Origin of the sequence: Paenibacillus eucommiae (assembly GCF_017874215.1) — a bacterium.
GTDB classification, from domain to species: Bacteria; Bacillota; Bacilli; order Paenibacillales; family NBRC-103111; genus Paenibacillus_AI; species Paenibacillus_AI eucommiae.
Map to the genome: position 1 here is coordinate 222,437 of NZ_JAGGLB010000010.1, position 25,141 is coordinate 247,577.

The 25,141-nt window shown below is 45.2% G+C and carries 23 protein-coding genes and 1 pseudogene; 2 read left to right on the forward strand and 22 right to left on the reverse strand.

Translation table 11 applies throughout. The features are described from left to right. Positions 1-239 precede the first annotated feature (239 nt). From J2Z66_RS16560 to hisD, 11 genes are all read right to left on the reverse strand, one after another. The gene (locus J2Z66_RS16560; RefSeq protein WP_209972549.1) at positions 240-1,094 is read right to left on the reverse strand and encodes a diguanylate cyclase domain-containing protein; all 855 of its coding nucleotides are present in this window, start codon (positions 1,092-1,094) and stop codon (positions 240-242) included. Further along, on the reverse strand, positions 1,078-3,168 hold the full coding sequence (locus tag J2Z66_RS16565; RefSeq protein ID WP_209972550.1) for a cellulose biosynthesis cyclic di-GMP-binding regulatory protein BcsB: 2,091 nt from the start codon (positions 3,166-3,168) through the stop codon (positions 1,078-1,080). Before J2Z66_RS16565 ends, J2Z66_RS16560 begins: the two co-directional genes overlap by 17 nt. Positions 3,169-3,213: 45 nt before the next feature. Next, positions 3,214-4,464, reverse strand: coding sequence for a glycosyltransferase family 2 protein (locus tag J2Z66_RS16570; protein ID WP_209972551.1), 1,251 nt, complete (start codon positions 4,462-4,464; stop codon positions 3,214-3,216). Positions 4,465-4,476: 12 nt separating this feature from the next. After that, entirely contained in the window at positions 4,477-5,838 is a 1,362-nt protein-coding gene (locus J2Z66_RS16575; protein ID WP_209972552.1) for a DUF2334 domain-containing protein, read from the reverse strand. Further along, positions 5,816-7,372, reverse strand: coding sequence for a glycan biosynthesis hexose transferase WsfD (gene wsfD, locus J2Z66_RS16580; protein ID WP_209972553.1), 1,557 nt, complete (start codon positions 7,370-7,372; stop codon positions 5,816-5,818). The genes J2Z66_RS16575 and wsfD overlap by 23 nt, the downstream gene beginning before the upstream one ends. Before the next feature lie 22 nt (positions 7,373-7,394). Then, positions 7,395-8,468, reverse strand: a complete 1,074-nt coding sequence (locus J2Z66_RS16585) for a hypothetical protein (protein WP_245375600.1) — start codon at positions 8,466-8,468, stop codon at positions 7,395-7,397. A gap of 1,924 nt (positions 8,469-10,392) precedes the next feature. After that, the gene (locus J2Z66_RS16590) at positions 10,393-10,797 is read right to left on the reverse strand and encodes a DUF6157 family protein (protein ID WP_312894604.1); all 405 of its coding nucleotides are present in this window, start codon (positions 10,795-10,797) and stop codon (positions 10,393-10,395) included. Beyond that, positions 10,794-11,783, reverse strand: coding sequence for a helix-turn-helix transcriptional regulator (locus J2Z66_RS16595; RefSeq protein WP_209972554.1), 990 nt, complete (start codon positions 11,781-11,783; stop codon positions 10,794-10,796). The genes J2Z66_RS16590 and J2Z66_RS16595 overlap by 4 nt, the downstream gene beginning before the upstream one ends. 244 nt (positions 11,784-12,027) lie before the next feature. After that, positions 12,028-13,377 (reverse strand): neutral/alkaline non-lysosomal ceramidase N-terminal domain-containing protein, encoded by a 1,350-nt coding sequence (locus J2Z66_RS16600; protein ID WP_209972555.1) that lies wholly within the window; start codon positions 13,375-13,377, stop codon positions 12,028-12,030. Between the two features lie 425 nt (positions 13,378-13,802). Next, positions 13,803-14,033: a helix-turn-helix domain-containing protein gene (locus J2Z66_RS16605; RefSeq protein ID WP_209972556.1), complete on the reverse strand. Its 231-nt coding sequence runs from the start codon at positions 14,031-14,033 to the stop codon at positions 13,803-13,805. A 79-nt stretch (positions 14,034-14,112) separates the two neighbouring features. Next, positions 14,113-15,456: a histidinol dehydrogenase gene (hisD, locus tag J2Z66_RS16610; RefSeq protein WP_209972557.1), complete on the reverse strand. Its 1,344-nt coding sequence runs from the start codon at positions 15,454-15,456 to the stop codon at positions 14,113-14,115. Positions 15,457-15,851: 395 nt separating this feature from the next. Between hisD and J2Z66_RS16615 the strand changes: the two genes are divergently transcribed. Continuing rightward, the gene (locus tag J2Z66_RS16615; protein WP_209972558.1) at positions 15,852-16,103 is read left to right on the forward strand and encodes a hypothetical protein; all 252 of its coding nucleotides are present in this window, start codon (positions 15,852-15,854) and stop codon (positions 16,101-16,103) included. Between the two features lie 32 nt (positions 16,104-16,135). Continuing rightward, entirely contained in the window at positions 16,136-16,387 is a 252-nt protein-coding gene (locus J2Z66_RS16620) for a hypothetical protein (protein ID WP_209972559.1), read from the forward strand. A 66-nt stretch (positions 16,388-16,453) separates the two neighbouring features. On the opposite strand, the gene J2Z66_RS16625 is transcribed toward J2Z66_RS16620, so the two are convergent. The 11 genes and pseudogenes from J2Z66_RS16625 to J2Z66_RS16665 all read right to left on the reverse strand — a co-directional run. Continuing rightward, a complete protein-coding gene (locus tag J2Z66_RS16625) occupies positions 16,454-17,515 on the reverse strand; it encodes a rod shape-determining protein (protein ID WP_209972560.1) in 1,062 nt (353 codons plus the stop codon). Between the two features lie 272 nt (positions 17,516-17,787). Further along, complete coding sequence (locus tag J2Z66_RS16630) at positions 17,788-17,979, reverse strand: transcription initiation factor TFIIIB (RefSeq protein WP_209972561.1); 192 nt, start codon at positions 17,977-17,979, stop codon at positions 17,788-17,790. Between the two features lie 202 nt (positions 17,980-18,181). Then, on the reverse strand, positions 18,182-18,457 hold the full coding sequence (locus J2Z66_RS16635) for a hypothetical protein (protein WP_209972562.1): 276 nt from the start codon (positions 18,455-18,457) through the stop codon (positions 18,182-18,184). A 659-nt stretch (positions 18,458-19,116) separates the two neighbouring features. Beyond that, entirely contained in the window at positions 19,117-20,298 is a 1,182-nt protein-coding gene (locus J2Z66_RS16640; protein ID WP_209972563.1) for an MGDG synthase family glycosyltransferase, read from the reverse strand. A gap of 213 nt (positions 20,299-20,511) precedes the next feature. Beyond that, positions 20,512-20,874, reverse strand: coding sequence for a DUF1304 domain-containing protein (locus tag J2Z66_RS16645; protein ID WP_209972564.1), 363 nt, complete (start codon positions 20,872-20,874; stop codon positions 20,512-20,514). Positions 20,875-20,961: 87 nt separating this feature from the next. Next, positions 20,962-21,165 (reverse strand): iron chelate uptake ABC transporter family permease subunit, encoded by a 204-nt coding sequence (locus J2Z66_RS44085; RefSeq protein ID WP_376774415.1) that lies wholly within the window; start codon positions 21,163-21,165, stop codon positions 20,962-20,964. An 8-nt stretch (positions 21,166-21,173) separates the two neighbouring features. Beyond that, positions 21,174-21,740 carry a FecCD family ABC transporter permease gene (locus J2Z66_RS44090; protein WP_376774416.1) on the reverse strand — a complete coding sequence of 189 codons (567 nt, stop codon included), beginning with the start codon at positions 21,738-21,740 and terminating at the stop codon, positions 21,174-21,176. Then, positions 21,737-22,072, reverse strand: coding sequence for an iron chelate uptake ABC transporter family permease subunit (locus J2Z66_RS44095; protein ID WP_376774418.1), 336 nt, complete (start codon positions 22,070-22,072; stop codon positions 21,737-21,739). The genes J2Z66_RS44090 and J2Z66_RS44095 overlap by 4 nt, the downstream gene beginning before the upstream one ends. An 84-nt stretch (positions 22,073-22,156) precedes the next feature. Continuing rightward, complete coding sequence (locus J2Z66_RS16655) at positions 22,157-22,939, reverse strand: ABC transporter substrate-binding protein (protein ID WP_312894606.1); 783 nt, start codon at positions 22,937-22,939, stop codon at positions 22,157-22,159. A gap of 150 nt (positions 22,940-23,089) precedes the next feature. Next, complete coding sequence (locus J2Z66_RS16660) at positions 23,090-24,145, reverse strand: RNA-guided endonuclease InsQ/TnpB family protein (protein ID WP_209972565.1); 1,056 nt, start codon at positions 24,143-24,145, stop codon at positions 23,090-23,092. Positions 24,146-24,150: 5 nt separating this feature from the next. After that, positions 24,151-24,339: pseudogene (locus tag J2Z66_RS16665) on the reverse strand (transposase); the annotation flags it as partial. Positions 24,340-25,141: the final 802 nt, after the last annotated feature.

The window sequence follows — 25,141 nt, forward strand, 5'->3', positions numbered from 1 at the left end:
CGTGACTGATTGACTGGGAATTCTTCCTTTAACGATGAAAAACATCGTTAAGTCAAGCACACGCTCCATTCGGGGAAGGCGGGCTGCTACATTTGCTATATCTGCTACGGGATTGCTCTTTCAACCTGGATTGCTTATTCGCTACAGGCTTCCACCATAGATATACCTTCCATGCAAGTTCATCGGAAATAAGCCTCCCTAGCCGGGAGGCCTATTCAGTCTTCCTACATTAAACACCATTAAACATCATATTCAAGCTGCTTCTTTGCCTGCACGATATAATCGAAGGCGGATTCGACTGTTTCGTGGTTATATTCCAAGGATCCCATCTTAAGATTTAAATCCACTTTGTACTTATTCGCAAATTCATGCATATTGAATTCCTTAAGGTTCTGCCGAATCCTCTCCATAACTGTTTTCACACCATCCTGATCAGTAAAAAGCAGCAATCCCCAAGTAGCATCTTCTTTATCGAGTAAGTACAAGGTATCATTGGTCCTAATGCTGGACTGGCCAATGCGGGAAATATCGCGAATCGCATCAGGCAATTCTTCGTCGGAAATCATCAGTCTGATTTCCTTCCAATACTTGACCTTGATTACGAGCAGAGTGAGCGGAATCTTATAGCGGGTCGAGATGCCAGCGAATACGTCCATATCCCGGGTGAACGAGATCACGTTTTTGAGATCCGTGCTTTCATCCAAAGTAGCGAGCCTCGCTGTTTGGCCGCGCAGCATTTCATTCTCGGTTTGAAGCTTTTGGCTCGCCATCGTAAACACCCAGATCGTTATGGTAAGAAGCGGTGTCATGATCATCCAGAAATACGTAGGCAGCCCGATGGTGTCTCCCCTCGATACTGTTTGATACATTATAAACATGCCATAGCCGAATATGAACATTACATTCAGAACAAGCCCTGTCGTCACTGTCGTAAAATAAGTAACAATCACAATAAGGAACGCCACATTCAGGAAAATAAGCTGCTGGACATAAGAGTTGGGATCACTTGCTGTAAAAGCTATACAGATCATACAAAGCACAAGAAATAGCAAGAAAGCAATATCCGATATCAGGCTATTACGATTTACCTTCACCGGTTCCACCTCTTTTCTTCCGATACTTGCGAATGAACAGGATGAGCGATACAAGGATTAATAACGCGGTTAAACCAGCCACTGTCATAAACCCGAGCACATCGCTTCGTTTCATAACATCAGTCAGGACTGTATCTGTTCTTTCCCCGGTTTGCTTTTTGAAACGAAAAGCATTAATATTTCCGTCTTTATCTGTCACGACTCCGTCGCCATGGATGCGCCATTTGGCCTGCTCATTGGCGAGCAGTTTCGAGGCTAAATAGTAATTTTCCGAACTGGCTCCGGTTACAGCGAGCAGCCCGTTTCCAGATGCGAACGGTGACTCCATAAGCTGCAGAGTGCCGATGTGATTGCCATACTCCGTCTCGATACTCATCTTTTCATTCGATAGCATGCTTTGCCCTGTCTCATCGTACTGGAAGAAAAGGCTCTTATTGTGATCCCGGATCAGCTTATTATCTTTGTAGGTTCCGACAGCTACAATATTCCGATCCTTCAGCTCCTCGGCCCCGGCTGTGTCTGAATAAATTTTCACATCACCTGTGTTGCCATTTACATGCCGCCCGAGCAAATTAAACAGATTGGAGAACGTCCGGTACGTTAAATCATCGCGCTCTTGAGGAAGTACCACCGCAACATGGTTATAAACGCCATCACGCAAGAACGGATAAGGATAATGGTTGAAAAACAGGTCAGTCCGATCCTTCGTTCTGAAATCAATCATGGACTTATTAGTGATGAACGCCCAAGGCGTCTGTTCTTGATTTGGCGTACAGACTGCATCGATAAGCTGCAGATCAAAGGCTACCTTAACCGAGTAGTTTCCGGAAACATTCAGATCACTCGGAATCGGGAATGTTACGCTGTCACCATTGGACATTTCTTTCGTCAAACGTTTACTGCCGACAGGCATTTCATTAACGGATACCGTAACGAGAGAACGGTTAAAGTCCAGGTTCTGGGCATACCTGTAATCCAGTGTTATACGACCTGAATTCGCAATGGAACGGTTAGAAGGCATGGCGATATAATACGTTTGCTCCTGATAATAAGGACCTTTCAGCTCATCCCCGTTCTCGGTGAATTGCACACTGGTTTCGAAGGATGGCTTCGGCGTGTCCACATTCGTGTTCGCATCCAGCACCTTTGTATCACTTCCTAATTGAACCATCAGATCTGGATTGGCTACCAGGCGGCCGGCTTTTGCAAGCAGCTCCGGATTCTGGGAAGTTACGACAAGGGTCGGCTGTTCACCGACATTCAGCAGCTGTATCCAGGCCTTGGTACTGGTTTCCGAATAGCCCAGCTTGGCCTTGACATCAGCTGGCAAACGGTCATACAGCCCTACCAGCACGACAAGCTTTTTATTCTTCAAATAGTCAGGCTTGTAAGGAAGCAGTGGAAGCTCTATGTCATCCGCTGTAATAGCTTTGGCAAATCCGGATAGCACATACACAGCCGCTTCCAATTCGGCAGGATCGCTCTGGTCAGGTACAGTTATGATGCTACTTCCCGAATTCACCGCATCTGCCCCGGCAAATCGTTGATGGAAATCTGCAATCGTTCCTTTCAGAGGCTGCGTCGTAAACTTCACATCAACGCTCGATGTGTTATACAACTGAAGCCATTGGTCGGGAACCTTGTCCCTCGAACAGGCCTGTTCAGCTACGGTGCTGATGTAGCCTTGGATATCAATTTTGTTGTCTCCCTTTTTGAGCCACTCCTTAGGAACGGTGATAGAGAGATGCTGCTTCTTAGTTTCCGTAAGGGAGGGCCGGAAGGAATGAAACGGTTTGTCATTGATCAGTAATGTAACACTTGTAATCCATTCTTGGGATAACGGGGTGACGACATAATCCAGATTCAGGTTGACTTCCTGAACATCCCAGTAATTGAGCAGTTGAAAACTCTTTTGCTTCGAACTTAACGTGCCGGAAAAAGATGTCCCCGTTTCCGTGAAGATGGACTTGATCATCCGCGATCCGTCGATGTCAGGAGCCGCGGCAGCTTCTTGCCCGTTGTGGGTTATACCCAAAGCGAGAAGAAGGAGCACAATTGTGATTTTCTTTATCATGATTTCATTCTCCCGTCGGCTGTTATCATTTCGAACGTTCTCAGGTTAGAAGCGTTCGGTTTTATACCATTTGACTTCCCGGTTAAATATCACGTCTTTCACGTAGTGATACATACCATACACGACCACGGCAAGCCACATTTGACAGTAGGATACATACATAAGCAAGATGATCGCCAGATTGGAGAAGGTCATCTCCCCTTTTTCGGTCGTCAAGGTGACGAAGATGCCTACAACGAATAGCAAGATGGCAAGAAACCAAAGGAACGTACTGAGACTGGCAATCGTCGTATGGACGTAACCCAGAGCATGAAGAACAAGCAGCAGATCAGACGTCACAAGCGATATTAGCAGCATAAAATAAATCGAGATGTAATAAATAATATCAAATCGGATAGCCTTGGCAGACGGGTGAAATAATAACATACTATTTTTCACAATAACGTAAATATTCCCTTTCGCCCAACGCGTGCGCTGCTTGAACCAGACTTTGACGGTTTGTGGCTCCTGCTCCCAAGTGACTGCCCGAGGCTGAAATTTAATCCGGTACCCCATCATATAAATGCGGAAGCTGATTTCGGTATCTTCAGCAATTGCCTTGACATCCCAACCACCAATGCTTTCCACAATATGCCGCCGCATAATAAAATTCGTGCCAGGTATCGTGCACAGCTTGAACAGCTTCCATCGTCCTGCCTGCGCCATCCATTGAAACGACAATGTTTCTATATTAATAAAACGTGTCAGCAAATTGACATCCCGGTTTCGGGTGCGAAACTTTCCAATAACAGCTCCGAGCGTCGAATCTTGAGTAATCTCGGCCACAAGATAACGCAGTGCCATTCTCTCCGGTGTATTGTCCGCATCATAAATCGCTATCAATTCTCCCTTGCTTTGGGCAAAGCCGATGTTCAGCGCATTGGACTTTCCTTTGCCCCCTGTCTTCGCATCCGTGTTGATAATGATTAGATTCCTTGTGAAATATCTGGACTGGATATTGGCTAGAAGCTCAGCGCTATTGTCGGATGAGTTATCGTTAATGACTATAATTTCATACCGGTTATGGGGATAGTCGAGAGCCAAGAGCGCCTCTACCGTTTTCCCGATCACCCTGCCTTCATTGTGAGCAGGCACCATAATCGTAACGAACGGCTCTTCTCCGATAATTTCCGGAGGGGACTTCCCCTCTTCTTCTATATAATACAAGTATCCGGCAATAATAAGCACGATATTCACGAGCAGAAGGAACCAGATGCAGATGACGGCTATAGCCATCAAATAGTCAGCAAGCGTCAAGGGAAGGCACCTCTATTTCATGTATTTTCTTTTGTACAAGCGACGACCGACGACCAACAAAGCTCCGAAGACTACTAGGGATACAATAATAATGACAATATAAATCAAATTCTGAATCATAAAAAGGCCTGTCAAGCTTTGTTGAACCTCGGGCTGATACTTATAATCATCTCCGACATCATCCGGGTTAGGGTTAGGGTCTAAATGAAGCATCTTGTCGTTAATCCATACAACCCCATTAGATGAAGAGATTACATCCTGAGTGTTACGCACTTCATGACTGGACTCCTTAAAGTCGGCATAATGAATTCGGGAATCTATTAATACTTGCACAGCAGCAGCAAGCTGTTCTTTGTCGTCAATGAAATCAAGCGTTACGGCTGTATCCATAGGAAAAGCCTCAGACTGACCTGACTTCTGTTCCAGCTTCGGCAGATCACTTATAGGTATGCTGTACAAGGAGGAAGAAAACGGCATGGAGGTTTCGGTCTTCTCCATATAAAGAGGCAGCTTGTCGGGAAATAGTACTGCTGAATCAAAAAAAGACAAACCATGCTCTGCATACTGCAAGTCATACGACCAAAACAATTCCGTACCTATACCCAAAGGGGCTACTCCCTCGCCGGCCAGCATGGAAATAAATCCGGACATTTTCGTTCCAAGCATGTCTCCGTTTCGGCTAACGCCATCCAGCACCGCGGGTGCGTGGACAAATATGCTGCCATTTCTGGACTGAACATATTTCAACACATTCAAATACCGCTTCATGGCCGGAAATTCGGTATTATCAAAAACAGGGCGGATACTTGCGATAAAAGGAATGCCGGCTTCATATAACCGATCGGCCATTTCAGTCAGAAGCTGCAAATCCGAGAACGGATAAAGCTCCTTAATCACGACATACGATTGACCTGGCAACTCAATTCCCAGCCATTCCTTTAAAGCATCGGCTAGGGCAAGTTCTTGAGCAATTCCCTTCTCAAAAGAAGGGACATAAGCATCCGGCTCGCGCTTCAGAAGATTGCTGCCTATATGCATATAGCTGCCTTTAAATATTTCTATATCCTCATGAATTCCCGTGTTCGTTATCTCCAAATCGGAAGCATTAATCACGAGAATAACTTTCTCATAAGACTGCATGCTCCCTTTTTTATAATGATCCGCACTCATGATCGAGACCTGGGTTCGATACGAAGCCAATAATCGTTGGAGAACCGCCACGTTTCCCTCCCGGGATGTTCCAATTCCCAAGCTGTCATAGAGAAGAAGTACCCGGGTAGGCTGCCGCTCAGCTGCATGACCCAAAGAAGAAGGCAGCAGGAGCATCCAGCAAAGCAGCAGCACCCCGATTTTATACACTTTTTTGCGCTGCAAGCGGGCTCACCCCCTTGTTACCCGGAGAGATGCGGGTTTCTTGCTCTACGGCTTCCTCCTCATCGTGGAACAACCGCCTGCTAACAATGTCCGCGAAGGTCAAGAACGATACCACATCAAAAGCTAATGTAAATAAAAACAAATGCTTCGCCAAATCTGCATCTCCAGCACCAATAATGGAAACAATAATACCTGAGATGCCGGTCAGAATCATAGTCACCAACAAAATCAGTCTCTGCACCCTTCGAGGATTTTTCTCTCTTACAGCTCTAAGGAAGGACGGCGTGTACAAACCTGCCACAATAAGGCTCCAGATCACGATAAAGCCTAACGTTTTTGGTGTGGCTGCTTGCTTGAACCAGCTGTAGATGGAGAAAAAGCCAGTGTGCTCCCCAAACTCCTTCCCAGCTATAGCTTCGTAATTACCCATTGCATCGGGCCGGATTGTAAAAGAATTTTTTGCAGCTATTTGAAAAATGGAGCCTAACTGATCAGGATGAACCAAGTAATAGGCTAATATCGATGTGAAGCTGTACTTGCTGTAGAAATGCTCCTCCAGCTTTTTAGAGTTAACATCTACAGTACTGAAAGGCTCATAGTATATCGCACCTTTTAATATGGCGTACTGTTCGTTGATGTCAAAGGATTTCATCGCATCCTCGGGATTGGCTGACTGCATAAGTACACCGCGGGTCATTGCGTGGTATTGGTTGATATACACAAATTCCTTAGATATCATCGTGTAAGCGACAATCCCTGAAAGAAATAGAAGAACGAGCGAGAATGATGTCCATAGACGATAGCTTTTTCCTTTGCGGATAAAAATCAGCGCCAGTCCCATCAAGGCTGCAATAATGCCAACAGGCGCATTTTGTTGCTTGGACATTGTCAGTACAAGGGTACTGATGACAAATACGCCCAGCATGACATAGTCATTATACCTGTTCCGGTACATCAGCAGCCAAGACGCTGCCATGAGCAGCACCATGATATAGACGATACTTTCCCCATAAAAAGAATTGAAATACGCTGTGTAGGCCGTATCACCGAATATGAATATCGCCACAGCAGCTATCACATAGCCACGTTTCTTCGGGACCTTCCAGGTGACAGCTTCGATCAAGAGATAGACCGCAATCACGAGCAGCAGCGTAAACATCATAGCCTGAAAGCGGATATCGAACACTACCGAGCTAAAGAGGAGTTTATTCAGGAAAATAGCAGCTTTAATAAATAAGGACTGGGAAGAAACAACAACCGTTGGATTCTCATTAAAGTATTGAAAAATGCCATACTGCTTCACAAAGTACCCAAAGCGCAAATTGTCATAATCCGGTTCATTGAAGTAAAGCCCATTGCTGTATATGATCCGAAAGAAATCTCCGTTGTCAGCCATCCCTACATAGGGGGGAACGAACAAGGCGAACCCAGTAATCAATAAAACACCAATCGCAGCAAACATCGATGGGGAAATATAGCGACTGGCCCGGATCCATATGCTGCGCAACCATTGAGCTTTCCACTTCTCTGTCATCTCGGTGTCCACCTTCGTTTCATTAATACGAATATGCGAGCAATGCCATCAAGTTATCGAAAGAATAGGCCTGATTCCTGTCTGTATCTCCGAATCCTCCATAGAAGGGGCTATCGGACTGCTCAACTTGAAAAGCATTCATTCGTTGAATACTTTGCTCATATAGCGAGTAATCTCCGATCTCGGAGCCTATCATAGCCGTGATGGCATAAATGGCCGTCGATTGAATCGAATTGGCCGGAACTCCTTCTTTCGTATATTGGCCGAACAGTGTTCCCGCCTGCACGTGCTCCTTCAAGTAGCTAATACTTTCCGGCTTCGCTTGCTTCACCTCTGCCAGATGCAGAATCGTAAGCAATGACTCTACGGTATGGATGGGGCCTGAAGCATAATCGTCCGTATCATAGTGAAAGCGAGCTTCATAAAAAGGAAACTCATCAGATATATATCCGTTTTGTACAATGGTTCTCATTTGCTCCAGCATTTTTTGTCGTTTACCGTTAGAAACCGGCAGCATCCCTAACGTTTTCAAGTCGATATAGCATAAAGTGATTGATGAATTTGCCATACGATAAGCTTCGTCATAGAAATCGTGGACGTATCCATCCTTCACATTGTTGCTGTAGAAACGTTTGCCGTATTTGTCAGCTTTCTTCGTGTAAGCCGAGTTAGCAAATGCTTGTCCCGCTTCATACAGAGCACGTATGATACGTAAATCATCTACAGCCGCATTAACCGTGTAGGTTTTGTCCTGCTTTGGGCTGTAGCGGTAGCTGAATCCGGTTTTTAGGTCAAACGTCTCTTTGGCTAGCGCCCAGACCTGATCGAACAATGGCTTCTGCTTCGTTAGCGTGGCATACCTTAGCTGCAAGGACGCTGATTCACTCAACACCTCATGTCCAGTCGCTACTTCAGAGGACTGATCTGTGTCTTCGTAGTTCGTATACACACCGTTCGGCCCCAACAGCCGGGCCTGGATAAACTCGTAGAGCCTATCCTGTTCCCTTGTCAGGTTAACCTTGCTTCCAAATGAATGGCTCGGCAGCACATCTACACTGGAAGCAACATTTGGCCGCTCTGTCTGCTTATATGCCATGAATATGACGACTCCTAACAAGACACAAACCGCTAATAAGCCCAGCTTTTTCACAGTTCGACTTCCAGGCAAATTGCTAGCTCCCTCCTTTTAATCGGATATGTAAAAAATTAAACATCATGATTTATTTTGCAGTTCAGTTTTCATTCAAAAAATTCACATTGATTCCAGATTCTCTATTCCTATTCAATAACCCTTTATTATACGATATAATAGATCACTATTCGATATGATATGACAAATTTCGCGTTTTTGCAAAGAAGTGCTGGCCTGCAGCAAAGGTCTAAAGCCTCATTATTCCCAAAAAAAACGGCCTCGAAAACGCCAAATAAGCCCGCCGTTCCTCATAAAAATGAGCAGCAGACCCTTTATACAATTGTAAATTAAATCAGTTAAATGATATAAATTGGAAATAAGAAAGGCGCCTTGTGGCTTTTGATGAGTATGTTTGTGACGTGGGAGCGTTGCGGAGGGAATGGCTGTGGGCTCCAGCCGCTGTTAAAGATTTGCTCCCTTGAATGGAATGGATGAGGTGGTAGGAACAAATCTTTAAAGGCGGACGCTATCGCTCTTCCTCCCACACCCCTTACCTCTCTTTAGCTATAATCGCACGAATCACACGAACACCAAGCTCAAACGGACAACCTGCAAGGGCTTTTCTCTGGATGGAAGGAGATTTCCCCGCAGGCCAAGCCGCTGGGACTGAAGATCGGCCCCGCCAACAGGCGCAACCGAGAGGATCTACTGCTTTATCCAACTTTAACGATGTTTTTCATCGTTAAAAGCATAAAGTCCCCCCCACATCCATACTTTAACGATACCACCCTGAGAGACCATCCGCCCTCTTTTAACGATGAAAATCATCATTAACGTGACGGATTGACCTGGAATTCTTATTTTAACGATGAAAAACATCGTTAAGTGGCGTACGCTCATTTCAGCGGAGGGCGGGCTGCAACTAACGCGCGTCCTCCCCTGATCCCCAATGTTGTCAGGTTAACGAGAGGCGGCGGTCGCGAATGGGAAGCCAGTAACTGTAACGGACACCAGCGCTCCTTAGCGCCCCCCAAAAGCCCAGCTGGAATTGTAACGGACATTAGCGCCTCTTACAGCCCTAACGGAGCGTATTTTTCCCTTGTTGAGCGGGTTAAGAGTCGCTAATGTCCGTTAGGATGGGAGACGGATGAAAAAAACGCGTCTAAGGTGCAACCATGTCTAAACTTGCCCCACTATGCTTCCAATTTTATGGAAACATCAAATATTGGAAATTAAGTTGATTTTATATAAATAATAAATATCCAAATGAGCCCAATAATAATAATTTTCCCCTTTTAAAAGCACTGGGAACGAACAAAATTACTAAAAACAGCTATGGCTTGCCGCGGACCCCCGACATGAAAGCGGCTCTTTTACAGAAAATAGAGCTGGGGCTCTACGAGGAGAGATCAAATTTCATCATATATAGGTAAAATAGTATATTTTCCGCTCTTGAACAACGCTCATATGGAGCTAATATGAAATCCCATTTTTCTGGAAGCGTTGTGGGGCAAGCTTAGGCAACCATGTCCGTTAGAAATCCGTCCGCTCCCCGCTCTCCGCTTGCCGTTGCTCGGGCTGCTCGGCGTATCGCCTGAGAAGTTGCTTAACCTGACAACATTGCCCCTGATCCCTTCCCTCTCAGCTAAAAAGTGCCGAACCTGCCACGATCAAATGGATAACGGACTGCTAATAGAAGTTAATTCCCTGAGGGAGAGGGATAGTGGCGATAGGATAATCTGAGCTTCCTTACTGACTCCATCGGAGGATGAATAGTTACACTGTCTACTTTCCCTCTGTAAAGCTACACTGTGTATTCGGGAATTTTTTTTCACTCCTTAACCCAGAAAACTTACACTTTCTAATAAGTTCATTAAAAAAGAGCATCTTAGATACGCTTGCTTCTCATCGCATATTCCCGCTTCACTTTATCATCCTCCAAGAACCCTTGATATTCAGGAGATTCCATGGCGTATATCGCTATTTTCCCCTCGTTATTATGGTGGACGCCCCAACCGTATTTTTTGGGAAGCAATGAGGCTCTCATGCAAGGGTGCGACTTCTGAAATAATTGTTCGCGTATTTGCTCCAGATTGTCTTTGGGACTATCGCTGCGTTTGATATGGACCTCAAAGATTAAATCCTCAAGAGTGTACGTATATGGAGCTTGGGTCAGCAGCTCGTACTGAATCAGGTGAATGGGCTTACTGTCTTTTTTAGTCACAGGAACTACGCCCGTTTCAACAGGACAATCCGTCGAGACTTCAATAAATGTGTTCTTAATCATCATCATGATGGATCCCTCCTGGCCTTGTTCATTTCCTGATAATATATCGCCAAGCCTGAAGTAACAGCCTCCATCTTCTCAATCAGCACATCTGGCTCCAGGATGGTAATCGCTCTTCCATACGGAAGCAGAAAATAAGGTACGTAAGTCAGTAAGGATTCCACGCCAAGCTTGAAAAGCGCTTGTTCTGCAGTTCGTTCCACAAGCGCATGCCCGAATAACCAATGCTGGCACAAATCATTAAGCGCTTGCTCATGCCCCCAAATCTTTACGGGTACAAGCAAGTCCGCTTCTAATGCATTGGGAAGCAGATTGCTCATCAGAAAATCCCGGGCGGAAAATTCGGAAGGCCTCTCAAAGCGGCCTGCTGTTCGTACTAAAGTCTGGATACGGTCTACCCGGAAGCTCCGCAATCCTTGTCGTAAACGACAATACCCAACAACATACCAGTGCCCCTTCCAAAAAACGATGCCGTAAGGATCAATGCTGCGCGTTTGTGGAGGAGCTTCCTTCCCCTTATTATATTCCATTTCCAAAGTGCGACACTCTGCCGCAGCAAGCTCTAGCTCCTGGAGCACAGATTGCTGGCTGACATCGGCTGGCGGATGAATGACAGCCAGTCCGCCTGAATGCCGTTCAATGGAACTCAACTGCTCTTCATTTGTGTATTGCTTCAATTTATCAATGGCTCTGCTTAACGCATCAGCGAAAGGATAGCCTGCCTCCTGAGCGAAAATAGAAGCGTGGATAAGCGCTTTTTGCTCGTCCATATCAAACAGTAATGGAGCTTCGGAGAAATGCTTCAATATACTATAGCCGCCATAATGTCCAGAATCAGCAATAATCGGCACCCCGCTGGCGCATAGAGAATCAATGCATCGATAGACGGTCCGCACATGAATTTCAAGCTCATCTGCAAGCTGCTGAGCCGTCATTCGCTTACCCGATTTCAGCAGCCACAGAATGGACAGCATATTATCCGCTTTTGACATAAGGCTTACCAGTACCTTCCTTCTTTGAAAAGAATGAATTCAACTCCATTGTAGGGTTAATCCCTTTCATTTTCAATTCCTAAAAACATTGCTTAACAAGATTAAGTATAAAAAATCTTCACTGACATCTACGGTCAGTGAAGATACGTTAGTGAGAATAAGTTAGTGAAGTTACGTTAGTCATGATAAGTTAGTCAAGATGCGTTAATGAAGATAAATGATTTGGCATAGCCAAAGGCTCTGCTCATAAACCTGCTTTTACAACCTCGGCCATGATAACATCCTCGATTTCCGGTACAAATGGTCCGCTAAGCCCGAAGAAATAATTGCATTCTGCTTCGTAGCCCCCCTCCCGGATCATTTGACGTGTAGGAATATAGCAGAATACACCATTAGAATAACCAAGCACCAACGTTCTGTCGTTACCATATAGCTTTTTGATCATTAACGCATACTGCGTAGATACTTCGCCTTCAATTGCGATAATCCGGGTCGCTTCATCCAATTTCCAGCCTAATATGTAGAGCGGCAAGCTCTCCTTGATCGTACCGTTCTCGATGGCCTGAATCGTGCGTTCAGCAGCTTTTCTCTCAAAATCCGAAAGATCCGGATCATCTTTCATCTGCATAAATTGCTCAATAGGCGTATGCTCCAGAAGCAGCATTGCATCCTGAAGCTTCGCCTCGAAATTGCAGTTTACGGGTGTAAACGGGCTGTTCTCAAGGATAGCCATGACTTCTTTGGCCAGATCAGTCCCAACTTCATCCATTTCCTCAAAGTTGCAGTTCTTGAAGCCATCTCCGGCAGCACTCTTCCTGGGCTTGATTTCTCCGCCGCAGCCTTGCAGGAACATTGCCATCACACCGGGATACGCAGATTCCAGGTATTCGGACGTCTTGCCGGAGAAGTCGCCAGAAATGAGATAGGTGGAGCCTCTCGCAGTCGTATGGCAGCCGTAATTATACAGAATTCCTTTAACCTCGCCCTTGCTGTCCGCCAGCTGCAGGACGAACAGATCCTTATCGATTTCCCCCTCATAATAAGGAGCCCACTCCACACCATCACCCTTAGGTTTGCGGCGGCTGACACCGAAATCCGAGGATGCACGGCCGATCAGCAGTTCACCCTCCTCAAGCTGTCTGGAACAGGTGTCCACCAAACTGAGAATCGATTCTTTCACATACGTATAGAAATGCTCATCCTCGGTATAATCAAGCTCCTCTTCCCTGCCAGCCCATGCATGCTGTCCAATACTGTAGCCGCCTTTTCTCAACTCTGTGTTGGTTCCAGTCAAATAAACAGCGCCATGAGTATGCGAGAAATTGATCAATACCTGCTCATGCTGCAGACCGAACTTCTCCTGAAGAGCGTCCTTGATACCAACTACAAAACTGCGGTCTGAACCTAAAGCATCTATTGTCACAAGCAGCAGTCGTGTGTTAGCCACCAGCAATACTGCTTTGGCCCAAATATCAGCGTATGCGCCTTCGCTCTTATGCGTTCTATCCCCATAGCCATGCATAAAAACAGGCTTCTCTGGCGTAATCACCTGCCCTGCCAAACCAAATTGCAAGCTGTGCAAATTATTTTCCATAACGACCACTCCTTCATTGACTCCAACTTCTATTTTAATAAAATAACCATCACAAAGCATGTCAAAATCGATTGTTAAGTAGTCATTTTTTAACTACAGCTTATCTTTCACTTGCTCTCAAACAGCATAAGAAAGATACATTGCTGCGTCCTTTGATAAGCGTATTCTGGCTTGGGTGCGTTGCGGAGGGAATGGCTGTGGGGATGATGATGAAAGTAGACCTGAAAGGATCTGCTACTTTAGCGATGTTTTTCATCGTTAAAAGCACCAGATCGACTCATAATCTTACTTTAACGATGAAAAACATCGTTAAGTGAAGCACACGCTCCATTCGGGAGAGCTCGGCTACTAGGGCTGCTAGGTAATGTTGTCAGGTTAAGCAGGCCAAATGTGGGAGGTTTGCTGCATACATTCCGCCGCTTTGGTTAAATACTATCCCCGGCAGCGTAGCCAGCCAACTTTAAGAGCTCATCCATTTGCCCGTAATGAAATGCGTTTCCTAAGGAAATAACGGTTTCCCTTGAAACCTTATAGCTGCCTGATTCTATAGAGCCAATCAATGAATAGCTTACTCCTGATTTTTCAGCAAGCTTACGGAGCGTCCAGTTTTTCTCCAGCCTAAGCTCCGTGATTTTTTGTCCAAATGTTATTTGCATGTTTGCATGTTCACTCCTAACTTTCTCCTCTTAGCTACTTCATTATAAACCCGCCCATGGCTTCGCTCCAGATCCTATTTCACTCCAGATCCATGCCAGATCTATGAATGTGATCCATGAATCGAATATCAGCCGCGTTTACGTGGCAGGGCAGCTGCTCATACAATCCCATTTCTTTGATTATAGGGTAGATGTCTTGTAAGGCTTCTTTACTTAGCTTGCCGATGGTCGAATATTTCACCATGTCTTTGGAGGTTATGCCTGAGAACGCCTTGGCAAAATGATTTGTGGGCAGCACTGCTGTAATGCCAATCCCATAGTTCGCTGCGGAAAAAGGGGTATATTCACCGATAAGAATTTCTCCCGCATGCTTAATCTGATCTAGAACAAGCCGCTCAAGCTTCTCTTCACAAACAACCATTAAATGCTCAGGAGCAAACTCATTCACAAATTGGCAAGCCTGATCGATATCCGGAGCAATAATAATGGCTCCCTTCCCGTCAGGACCAAAAACACTTTTTAAGTAAGCCTGTCTCTTCTCATCGACCTCGCCTATACACTTCCCAAGCAGGGCTTCTACTTTTTGAGCAAGATTAGTGGAAGTTGTCACGAGTATCGAAGAGGAATCCGGACCATGCTCACCTTCGTTCATCAAATCGTAAGCCAGTCTCAACGGATCGGCGCTTTCATCAGCCAGGATGATGCTTTCAGTGGGACCGATTCCTAAAACACTCTTTTTGCCATAGGTCATAGCAACACTCATAGCGGCCGCAATTCCTCCTGGTCCAGGACCAAAAATCCCATCTACTTCCGGAATGGACTCAGCCGTTCCCTGGGAAAAACCTGCGATAATGGAAACGCCATTTCCTACAACAAACGTATCAGCGCCGGCCAGCTTTGCTGCCGCAACGGTTCCCTGATCTCCTAACCCATCCTTTGATGGGGGCATTCCGACCACGATTTTTTTGACACCTGCCACTTTAGCCGCTGCTACTAACATGATCGATGTAGAAATTAACGGACCTTTTCTTGCCGGAATCCAAATACCGACAGCATCTAACGGGTTTACGCGTTCACCGATTACGGTCCCGGGTCTGATTTGTTTTTCCCATGATTTCGGCAGCAAGGCCAGGTTTACCTCCCGTACATTTTGAATGGCTTGTTCTATGGCCGCAAGTAATGGAGGTGACAAGGATGAGATACTTTCATCCACATAGCTGTCAGTAAGAACAAGACTGTCCAAGACAACATCATCGAATTTCTGAGTCAAGCTTTTAATCCCTTCATCACCCTTGTGTGCAACTTCATCAAATATAGATAAAACCCCACTAAGGACTTCTCTGTTAAAAAGCACTTTATGTGCCTTAAACCGTTCTGCAAGACGCTCATTTTCTTCCGGAAACCGATAAATAACACTTTTCATCTTCATTACCTCCCTAAATCTTCATGTTCATAACAAAAAAAGAGTCATGCAGGATAAAAAAATACCCACATGACCCTTAAGTTTCAAGTCCGTAGGTAGAACGCCAATAAGCGCCTGTACCCACGGAGAAAAATTCCGTCGTACAAACGCCTAACTATGATGATGGTGATTGGATTTATTAAGCATGAGAACAGCCCCCTTAACTACATGGGCTAATTATAAATTGCACCCTGCGATTTGTAAAGACATACCATTCCTATAATTTCTGCTAAAGAATGACTTGTATAGAATTTGTATAGTTGCACTTGTTACACTATTTCTAAAGGTTTTGTTGGAAATTGACGAATCTTGTCGGTTCGAAGAATACTTTACCTGTGGGGGAGGAGAGTCGCTCATTGCCACGAATACATAGCATATATCCAGTCCATGAGTTCCATCTGATTATTGAATTTGAAAACCGTGAGTTTCGCGTGGTGGACCTGCTGCTCTTTGTACAAGCCTCATCGCTCAATCAGGGGGATTTAGAGTCCGTGCAGGTTCGGCTGTGCCCGGATACCAATACGGTTCTACTTCCAGATGGCCAGTTCATCAGCGCAAACATCTTGTACGACAACAGTCTGCCGCTCCAACTGCCTTTTGAAAAATAACTAGTACCCTGATCAAAGAAAGGATTATTACCATGCTGGTTCGCATTTTTTTCGATGAGAGGTGGATACCCGTCAATTTGCCCTTCAAGGCGTATACGGAATCATTCCTTGAAGACTTGACAGATAAGCTTAAACATAAATTGATGGCTGTTCAGAATATGGGGACTGCTGCAGGATGGGATGAACTGCAAATGATCGAGCTGGAGCCCTCACCCGATGGGTGGGAAGTGACTCTATACCCAAACGATAGCACAAGAAAAACAGAAAATTTCTATCTGTACTAAATCATTCTAAATCATTCATCCCTGCCTGCTCCCCAAAATTAAAAAAAATTATTTATTGAAGCTCGTTTAAGAAGACATCGCATCAGCTTCAGAGACATTGACGGGCTTAGTCTCTGTAGAGCTGTATTTGCCTAATACTTCCGCTTTATAGCTCATCATTTTCCCTGCCCCGTGAGCGATACAGTCCATCGGATTTTCTGCTAAATGAACGGGAACGCCAATCTCTTGCTGCAGTCTCCGATCCAATCCATGGAGCAGTGCCCCGCCTCCGCATAAGAGGATTCCGCGTTCCATCACATCTCCCGCCAATTCAGGCGGACTTTGCTCCATAGTCAGCCGGATGCTTTCTACAATCGATACAAAAAAATCATCCAAAATCTCATAAATCTCTCTGGAGGTGATAGAGATGTTTTTCGGCAAGCCTTCGACCAGATCACGGCCTCTGATATCCATCTGCTTATCATCTTCCGGCATTACCGCGGAAGCAATATTTTTCTTGATTTCCTCTGCGGTACGATCACCAATAACTAAATTGTACTTTTTTTTCACATATTCGATAATGTCCTGGTCGATCGACATGCCTCCACGGCGCACGCAGTGGCATACCACAATTCCACCCAGCGAGATCAAGGCTACTTGACTCGTCCCGCCACCGATATCCACCACCATGCTGCCGATAGGCTCACCTACGGGAAGTCCCGCTCCAATAGCCGCGGCAAGTGGCTCTTCAATCGCTATCGATCTTCTTGCTCCCTTATGTGCAATCACTTCTTCTACAGCACGCTTCTGCACATTGGTAATCCCGCATGGCACGGAAATATACACTTGAGAACTGCGAAACCAGTTGTATTTTCCTTGTATTTTGCTTATAAAATGTTTCAACATAGCTGTAGTCATGTCAAAGTTGGCAATAACTCCATCCTTCAACGGGTAGATAACCTCCAAATTAGCCGGAGTTCTTCCGATCATCGCATAGGCTTCCGCCCCAAAGGCTTCGACTTCCCCAGTGTCCTTTCGGATTGCAACGACAGTAGGCTCCTGCAGAACGATGCCATTTCCTTCTTGATAGATCAAAGTATTGCAAGTACCCAAATCTACGCCGAACAGTTTTTCAAATCTTTTTAACATAGGTACGCTCCTTCTCGCTGTTCAAATTGACTATGCTCATAGTAGCGGATGTATATGTATGTAGGTGATTATGTTCAAATTGAACTGTTATCCTTCACACTATTCGCACACAACTGAACTTCTCTGGGGGTAACTATTGGATATGGTAAATAATGTATGTAAATGCGACTAAAAAAAGCAGCTTTAAGAAAGAACTGCAAGAAAGAGATGCGCTATACTCATCGTCTATTATGTTGGCTCTTGTAGGCTTATATTGTCATGTAGGATGGATATTATTTATCGGGTCTGAACTTCTCTGGTTTTTTCACATAACTTTCTGTAATGAAGCCGCAATTCAAACAAAACACATGCACCAACTCAGAACCTGTATGAAAAACACCTGCATTTTCTGGTCTTACATTAGCATATCCTGCTTGGATTGCTTTTGAAAAATCACTTCGTTTACATTTTGGACATTCATTCATATAGTTTACCTCCCTAATAGGATGTTGTCCCATGAACTCAACAATATGCTGGTTTTCCAATGAGATGCAAACATGCAAATATGTAACATGAAACATGCACCTTGCACCATGGCACCTCACTGAAGCCCGCAAAACTGCCCTAATTTCTTCAATACGAAAAAAATGACAGCTTAAATTTTAATGATCAATTTAAATGATAATTCTAATAATCTCTTAAAGCCCTGCCTTTTTCGTCAAGACTGAATTTCGCTTTTCTCACTGTGCCTTCCTTAACCATTTCCACTATTCTTGCAGCTGGATCTGATTTATCGACATTCGTTTTCCAGCCTTCCGTATTTACCAATTTAAAAATCTCATCCAGCTCCAATGACTTATATCCATAAAAGCCACTTAGTCCAGCCCATTCCTTCAACAGCACTTTTACCCTATGATCGAGCTTTTCCACTGCTGTTTCTTGCTTGTTATTTCTTCTTACCATTTCCGATATGCTCCTCTACTTATAAAATCACTACTAATATCATACTAGAATTATTTGCATTAGTATATCAACTCTATGGGAATCATTGAAATGGCTGCATCTAAAATGCGTCTATGGTGGCACTATGAGAAAAAGACCTAGTGGCGTCCTTTGATGAGCGTGTTCATGGCGTTGGTGCATGACGGAGGGAATGGCTGTGTGCTCCAGCCGCTGTTAAAGATTTGTTCCCTTGAATGGAATGGATAAGGGGGTTGGAACAAATCTTCAAAGGCGGACGCTTCCGCTCTTCCGCCCACAGCCATTCCCTCTCTTTAGCTACAATCGCACGAATCACATAAACACCAAGCTCAAACGAACAGCCAGCAAGGGTTTTTCTCTTAGTGTACTCTCTTTCCCACCTATAGAATACATTCCAATAAGAACCAACCATGGGGGACAAAAAGATGCATAAGCTTTCGCAGGATTTCACTACTAATAAGCAGATTCGAGTGAAAAAACCTGCACTTTTGCATCTTTTAGCCGCTGATTTTTATAAGCGCATCTAATCTAGGCCGCTCTAGTCAGGTCCAGGCAGGTCTAGCCAGGTCGGTCTAATCCAACCCAACCAGTCTCAAAAAAAACAAGCTCAAGCACGGTCTCTGCTTGAGCTTGGATTACTATCACACCTCAGCGTACACAACCCGCCCGATGCGGCGCGGAGCCGGAACCACATTGGTTGTGTTCAGGATCGTCCGCATTGCCTGGAATGACGCCGTCTTGTTCTGATGCAGCTTCGCTTTTGCGCTTATTGCATGAAGGACCTCAGGACTTGCGGTCAGCTCCGCTAATAGGCCCAATAAGTCTGCTTCATCGTTTGCCTGCACGGCAGCGCCTGCTGATACCAGGAATGCTGCATTATCCTGCTCCTGTCCAGGAAGAGGCTTATACAACAGCATAGGCAGCTCAGTGGCAAGCGCTTCGGAAGTCGTCAATCCCCCTGGCTTCGTTATGATCAAGTCGGACAACGCCATGAGCTCGTGCACATAATCTACAAAGCCTGTCACTCTGAATCGGTGGCTGTCATGCTTCAGCTCCGCGGACAGCTTAGCCTGCAATTTCTCGTTGCGGCCGCATACAATGACGAATTGCACCGGCTTAAGTCTGGAGTCTGACTGCAACTGCTGAATAAATGCGCGGCTGATCATCCCGAGCCCGCCGCCCATGATGAGCACGGTCGGAAGAGATGGCTCCAAGCCATGCTTGTCGCGCAGCTGGCTGCGATCCATCGACCGGGCAAATTCCAGACAGATTGGAATGCCGGTTACCGTAATTCGGGAAGCCGGAACGCGCTGGGCAATAAGGGCTTCACGGACATGGTCCGAGCCGACTAGATATTTATCGGTATAAGGATGAATCCAATAGCTATGGTCGGTATAATCCGTAATTACTGTAACAGTGGGAAGATCTGTATGGCCGTGCGCCTTTAGCAGCGACATAGCTGCAGCCGCGCCTGGAAACGTGCAGACCACGACAGTCGGCTGTACATCCTCAAGGAGCTGAAGCATCCGCTTGAACGCAAACATTCTTATACGCTTGGACAATCGGGAAAAAGAATTGTCTGTACGCGTCTTTTCGAACAAATATCCATAAACGGAGGGAAACATTTTGATCCACTGAATGTAAAGGCTGCGGCCTAGTGTATGCAAATGCGGGTGCGTCCACTCCATAAAATCAACGACTGTTGCTTCCACGTCAGAGCCGTTCAGCTGCGACGATTCGAGAATCGCCCGGGCAGCCTGCTTGTGCCCATCGCCTAAATCTCCCGAAAGTATGAGTACTTTATGTTTTTTGGTTATATTCATAGAATCAGCACCTCATTATCATTCGTTCGTTTTATCGATACAAGCCTTACTCATCTGGACATAGCATTTAGAGTGAATCTTTTTGAAGATGTATTTATTTGGTGTATTATTGTATAGCTTTATTGTAAGGGAATTTAATCATAAGCAACAGTACTAACTTTTTCTAGTACCTGGTCTCAAATATATATAGTCGGAATATCAGCATAATTGATTTTAAGACAACCAAACAAATACAAGAGCCGCCAGCGCAGGAAGTCCTTGAACTAAGAGAATCGATTTTTTAGCCGTCATACCTCCAAAAATGGCCGCGATAAGAATGCAAACCAGAAAAAATAATTGAAGCTGACGAGCTACCTCTTCATTAGGGTATAACAAGCTCCAAATTAATCCCGCGGCAAGAAAGCCATTATATAATCCTTGGTTAGCTGCCAGTGATTTCGAGGCTTCTGCTACCTCCTTCGTAGTTCCGAACGCTTTCAATCCCCTGGGAGTCGTCCACAAAAACATTTCCAAATACAAAATATACAAATGCTCCAAAGCAACAATGCCAACGAGAATCGCGCTGATCATCATCATTTACTTCTTCCTCCCAGATCAAATTATCAACTTTTTTCGGAATAGTAAAATTATACCACATATATAACTACATAGTTTTCAAAAAAATCATCCCGCAGAAGCCTTACGCTTAAACAATAAATACATGAAGAAAGGAGCGCCTACTCCTGCTGTAAAAACCCCCGCAGGTATATCAAGCGGTTGGAAAAGCATCCGCCCGGCCAGATCCGCCAAGAGGAGAATAATCGCACCTATGAGCGCAGACAGCGGTATGAGGATTTGATAAGCGTTGCCTGCAAGCTTTCTGGCCATATGGGGAGCTAATAATCCGATAAACGAGATTGTACCCGGGGAAGCAGCCAGCGATGGTCATTCCCTACCAAGTATCTGCACAAATGGGGGACGATCAACCCTATGAAAGCAATGGGACCTGCTGCGGCAACAGCGCTTCCTGCCAGAAGCACAATAGCGATTGCCGACACAACACGTATAAGCATCATTCGTTGGCCAAGGCCCTTCGCACTCTCGTCTCCTAATGCCATCACGTTCAACGATCCCGATAACCATAGAGCCAGAAGCAATCCTACTGACATATAGGGGAGCACGATAAGCAGATGATTCAGCTCTCTCCCTGACACAGAACCGACCATCCAGAACAAAGCAGACTCCAGCGAGTGTTTATTAATCAACATCATCCCCGAAGTGATTGAAGAAGCAAAGGCTGCTACAGATGCCCCCGCTAACGTGAGTTTAATGGGTTCAAACCCTCCTCTTCCCTGCATGCCCAAAGCATAAACCAAGAATGAAGTGACAGCCGCCCCGGCAAAAGCAAGCCAGACCATTCTGCTCATCGTTAGCGATGAACCAAAGACAGCGAGGCCAATCACAATGAATAAGACTGCTCCCGAATTGATCCCGAATTGATCCCGAATATGGACGGAGAAGCTAGTGGATTTCTCGTTAATACTTGCATAAGAGTACCTGCAATAGCCAGGCTTGCCCCTACAGCCGCGGCTATCAACGCACGTGGTACGCGTGTATTCGTAATAATCAGGTGTTCATTAGAGCCATCGAATTGATTGTAAGCCAGCCACAAATCTCTCAGGCCGAATTGATGAATACCAAATAAAACACTAGCAAGCATACAGATAAGCAGCACAATAAAACCTGCCCCCAGACCCCATAGCTTTCCTTGGCGGCTTTGCATCCATATAGTCACCTTCGTTCCTCCTCCAAATCATAAATAAGCTAACACCAGTAATAATGACGTTAGCTTTTAGCTTGATGAACCTTACCAAGTTACTTACTTTACATCAAAATAGGCAACAATTTCATCCAAAAGTAAATTAGCCGCTTTGTAGCCTCCTGCCGAATTCCAAATGGCTTCATCTACTTGTACAACTTTGTTGTTTTTGGATACGTTCAAGTTTTTGAACAAAAAATCCTTCATCCAGTCCTCTACCACTTTGGAAGCATCCGTCTTCCCGGCAGCTTCTGTCACGAAGTAGAATAAAACGTCTCCGTCCATTTGGGGTATCGTTTCTTTGGACATGACCTCGATAAAGGAGTCCTTGTCTTGGGAGGCGGGACGCGCAAAGCCCAGTTGGTTTAAAAGCACTCCCGAAAAGGTTTGCTTCTGATAAATACGCACCTGCGAGGCGGAGAACCGTGCAACCGATACTTTGGTCTCAGCTATGCTGCCCAGTTTGGCCTTCACATCAGCAACACGCTTGTCGAAGTCGGCCATAGCCTTCTCTCCCTCTTCTTTCTTGTTCACTGCTTCCATATACAGCTTGAAGTTGATTTTCCAGTCACCTGCTAAATCTTCCGCGAATACAGTAGGAGCGATCTGCTTTAATTGCTCGTATATTTTCTCCTGTCTGACTTTATTCCCAATAATGAGATCCGGTTTAAGACTGGCGATCAGTTCAATATTCGGTTGTAATTCATCCCCCACAGTAGTAACATCCTGCATATCTGCTTTAATGTGATCATACCAGGGATCTCCAATCCACGATTGGACGGCACCAACTGGTTTAATCCCGACTGCAAGAAGGGCCACAGTGCCTTCGTTAGTCAAAATCACAACACGTTCAGGAGTTCCTTTGAGCTTCCAACACGGTTAAATTTGCGGGATTCTTAGCTAGTTAACGCACGCAGGCCATTTCTGTTTTGTGCAGACTGCTAAGTGAAGAGCTAGCTCATTAGCTCGTCCTAGATCAGAGCTTATAGCTATCTAGGCTGATAGACTGTTACCATCTATCCCAGGTTGGCGCATGATATTGATTGCCCCAACTCTGTCGCGATGTGCGTGGAATCCGCATGAACACTGATACATTCGATCCCTTGCCTTATTTCGCTTTGCGCATGCGGGGCAGGTTTGCGAAGTGTAGGCTGGGTTCACTTCGACAACTCGGATGCCCGCTAAGGCCGCTTTGTAGGCGATAAACAGGAGCAATTGATGAAACGTCCAGTTATGCAGATGCTTTGCGTTTTTACGACTTGTTCTTGTCGCCTGGCGAATGTTCGTTAGCTTTTCGATCTTGATGACTGATACTTGTTGTTCTATCGCCGTGTTCACGATCTTCCTGCTGATTTTGTGGTTTTGGTCCATCATGTAGCGATGTTCCTTATTCTGCTGCTTGCGGATCGCAGATATTTTTTTCTGCTTGCCCATCTTTCTTCGGCGCACTTGATATTTGCGGCGCATGAACTTGTTCTGCCTGCCGTTGCCGGCAAACTGTGTCTTTCCTGTGGATGTGACAATGACGGCAGGGACTTTTAATCCCAGGTCAATGCCCATCGTGACGTCGCCCATTGTTGATTCCGTCCTTTTTTCAACCGAAATTTGAACGTACCACTTGCCCGACTTCTCGACGATTTTTAAGAGTCCCAGCTTTCCGCTTGACAGCAAGCCTTGCTCTCGCTGCGTTATATGTGCCGAAATGGTTATCCTCCGCACATTTCCGTCTATCATGAAGGGGATGGAAACGGCATCCTCTCCAAACGAATAGTTTTGATTGTTCACGTAGTAGGCTCTGCGCTTGAGAATCGGACGTTTGCCTTGCTTCTTCATCTTTTTATGGATGCTTCGCGCATCTCGAATAGCTTGGTTCCTAACTGCGGAAGGCAGATTGGCCTTGATATCTTTGGATGTCAGCTTTGGAAAGACGCCCGATGCTTCAGCTTGTTCGGTTAGCAGATTGACCGTTTGGATATATTCATTTCCCGCCTCCTTCAATAAAGAAGGATCGCTTGGGAATATACGTATTTGAACGGTTATCGTTTGCATAGAGTTCACCCCCTTATCTTTTGTTCTTCAACATAGCGTTTGATCGTTTCACTGGATATGTGCCCTGCCGTACTGGCCAAATAGGAACGAGTCCAAAGGCTTGGCAAGTGCTTCAAATGTTGGTTTTGTTGACGCAAGTGCCGCGAAGTTGATTCTTTCAACTTGGCCATAATGTCCTCTGGAGCATCTGTCGGCATACTCTCTCCCCACATTCCAATTGTATCCATTCACATTTACAAATGCAACGATAACATGAAAACATATATGACTTTTCACCAGTCTTAAAATATCCCTCGTCCATAGCGTGTTTAATCACTCGTGGTGCTTCAGCAGAAGGTAAATCGGTTGCCACTGGCGCCGTTTTCCCCAGTTTCAGTCAGCCCTATTCAGAGCAAAAAACGGATCTAATGAGCCTGTCGATTTCGATTCACTATTAGCAAATCAAATCTTAACTGAAATCGATCAAAACTCACCTCTCAGCAGTCTCGGAAAGATTCCCCTCCCTTTGTAGGTCAGTTGACTCTAACCATAGTAAAACCTGCAGATTTCAGGCTGTTGAGAAACCCCCTGTTTTTAATCAACGCTGAAAAAAAAGAAAAATCCGTCCGAAAACAGGGCTCTAAGATCGTTTTAAATCGATTTTTCTTTTAAAAGATGAGTTCCCCCACATCTTATTTGATCTGAAGGCAATGTTCAAATACTTTCTCAACAGCCTGAGATTTGCAGGAATTTCCTTTAAAAGGTTCTTTTAGGCAACAAAAAGATGTACAATCGCAATTGCATCTTTTTTTGCCCCCATGGCAGGTTGGAGCCTTATCGACCTGTACTTTTTTGCACAAAAAAATCCCCTTTCAAGCAAAAGTGTCCAGGATTCATGAAACCCATGAATTTGCACACGCTCCGCCTAAAGGGGATCTCAACACAACATCTACCTATTATTTAAGATTTATGTTAATAGCATTTTACCTTATTTCTATACTTTTACCTATGCCTATG

Excerpts from the sequence above, each read along its gene's own strand:
- J2Z66_RS16565 (WP_209972550.1), bottom strand. The coding sequence starts at position 3,168 with ATGATAAAGAAAATCACAATTGTGCTCCTTCTTCTCGCTTTGGGTATA.
- wsfD (WP_209972553.1), bottom strand. The coding sequence starts at position 7,372 with ATGACAGAGAAGTGGAAAGCTCAATGGTTGCGCAGCATATGGATCCGG.
- J2Z66_RS16585 (WP_245375600.1), bottom strand. The coding sequence starts at position 8,468 with ATGGCATATAAGCAGACAGAGCGGCCAAATGTTGCTTCCAGTGTAGAT.
- J2Z66_RS16590 (WP_312894604.1), bottom strand. The coding sequence starts at position 10,797 with ATGATGATGATTAAGAACACATTTATTGAAGTCTCGACGGATTGTCCT.
- J2Z66_RS16595 (WP_209972554.1), bottom strand. The coding sequence starts at position 11,783 with ATGTCAAAAGCGGATAATATGCTGTCCATTCTGTGGCTGCTGAAATCG.
- J2Z66_RS16600 (WP_209972555.1), bottom strand. The coding sequence starts at position 13,377 with ATGGAAAATAATTTGCACAGCTTGCAATTTGGTTTGGCAGGGCAGGTG.
- J2Z66_RS16605 (WP_209972556.1), bottom strand. The coding sequence starts at position 14,033 with ATGCAAATAACATTTGGACAAAAAATCACGGAGCTTAGGCTGGAGAAA.
- hisD (WP_209972557.1), bottom strand. The coding sequence starts at position 15,456 with ATGAAAAGTGTTATTTATCGGTTTCCGGAAGAAAATGAGCGTCTTGCA.
- J2Z66_RS16620 (WP_209972559.1), top strand. The coding sequence starts at position 16,136 with ATGCTGGTTCGCATTTTTTTCGATGAGAGGTGGATACCCGTCAATTTG.
- J2Z66_RS16625 (WP_209972560.1), bottom strand. The coding sequence starts at position 17,515 with ATGTTAAAAAGATTTGAAAAACTGTTCGGCGTAGATTTGGGTACTTGC.
- J2Z66_RS16630 (WP_209972561.1), bottom strand. The coding sequence starts at position 17,979 with ATGAATGAATGTCCAAAATGTAAACGAAGTGATTTTTCAAAAGCAATC.
- J2Z66_RS16635 (WP_209972562.1), bottom strand. The coding sequence starts at position 18,457 with ATGGTAAGAAGAAATAACAAGCAAGAAACAGCAGTGGAAAAGCTCGAT.
- J2Z66_RS16640 (WP_209972563.1), bottom strand. The coding sequence starts at position 20,298 with ATGAATATAACCAAAAAACATAAAGTACTCATACTTTCGGGAGATTTA.
- J2Z66_RS16645 (WP_209972564.1), bottom strand. The coding sequence starts at position 20,874 with ATGATGATGATCAGCGCGATTCTCGTTGGCATTGTTGCTTTGGAGCAT.
- J2Z66_RS44085 (WP_376774415.1), bottom strand. The coding sequence starts at position 21,165 with ATGGCCAGAAAGCTTGCAGGCAACGCTTATCAAATCCTCATACCGCTG.
- J2Z66_RS16660 (WP_209972565.1), bottom strand. The coding sequence starts at position 24,145 with ATGCAAACGATAACCGTTCAAATACGTATATTCCCAAGCGATCCTTCT.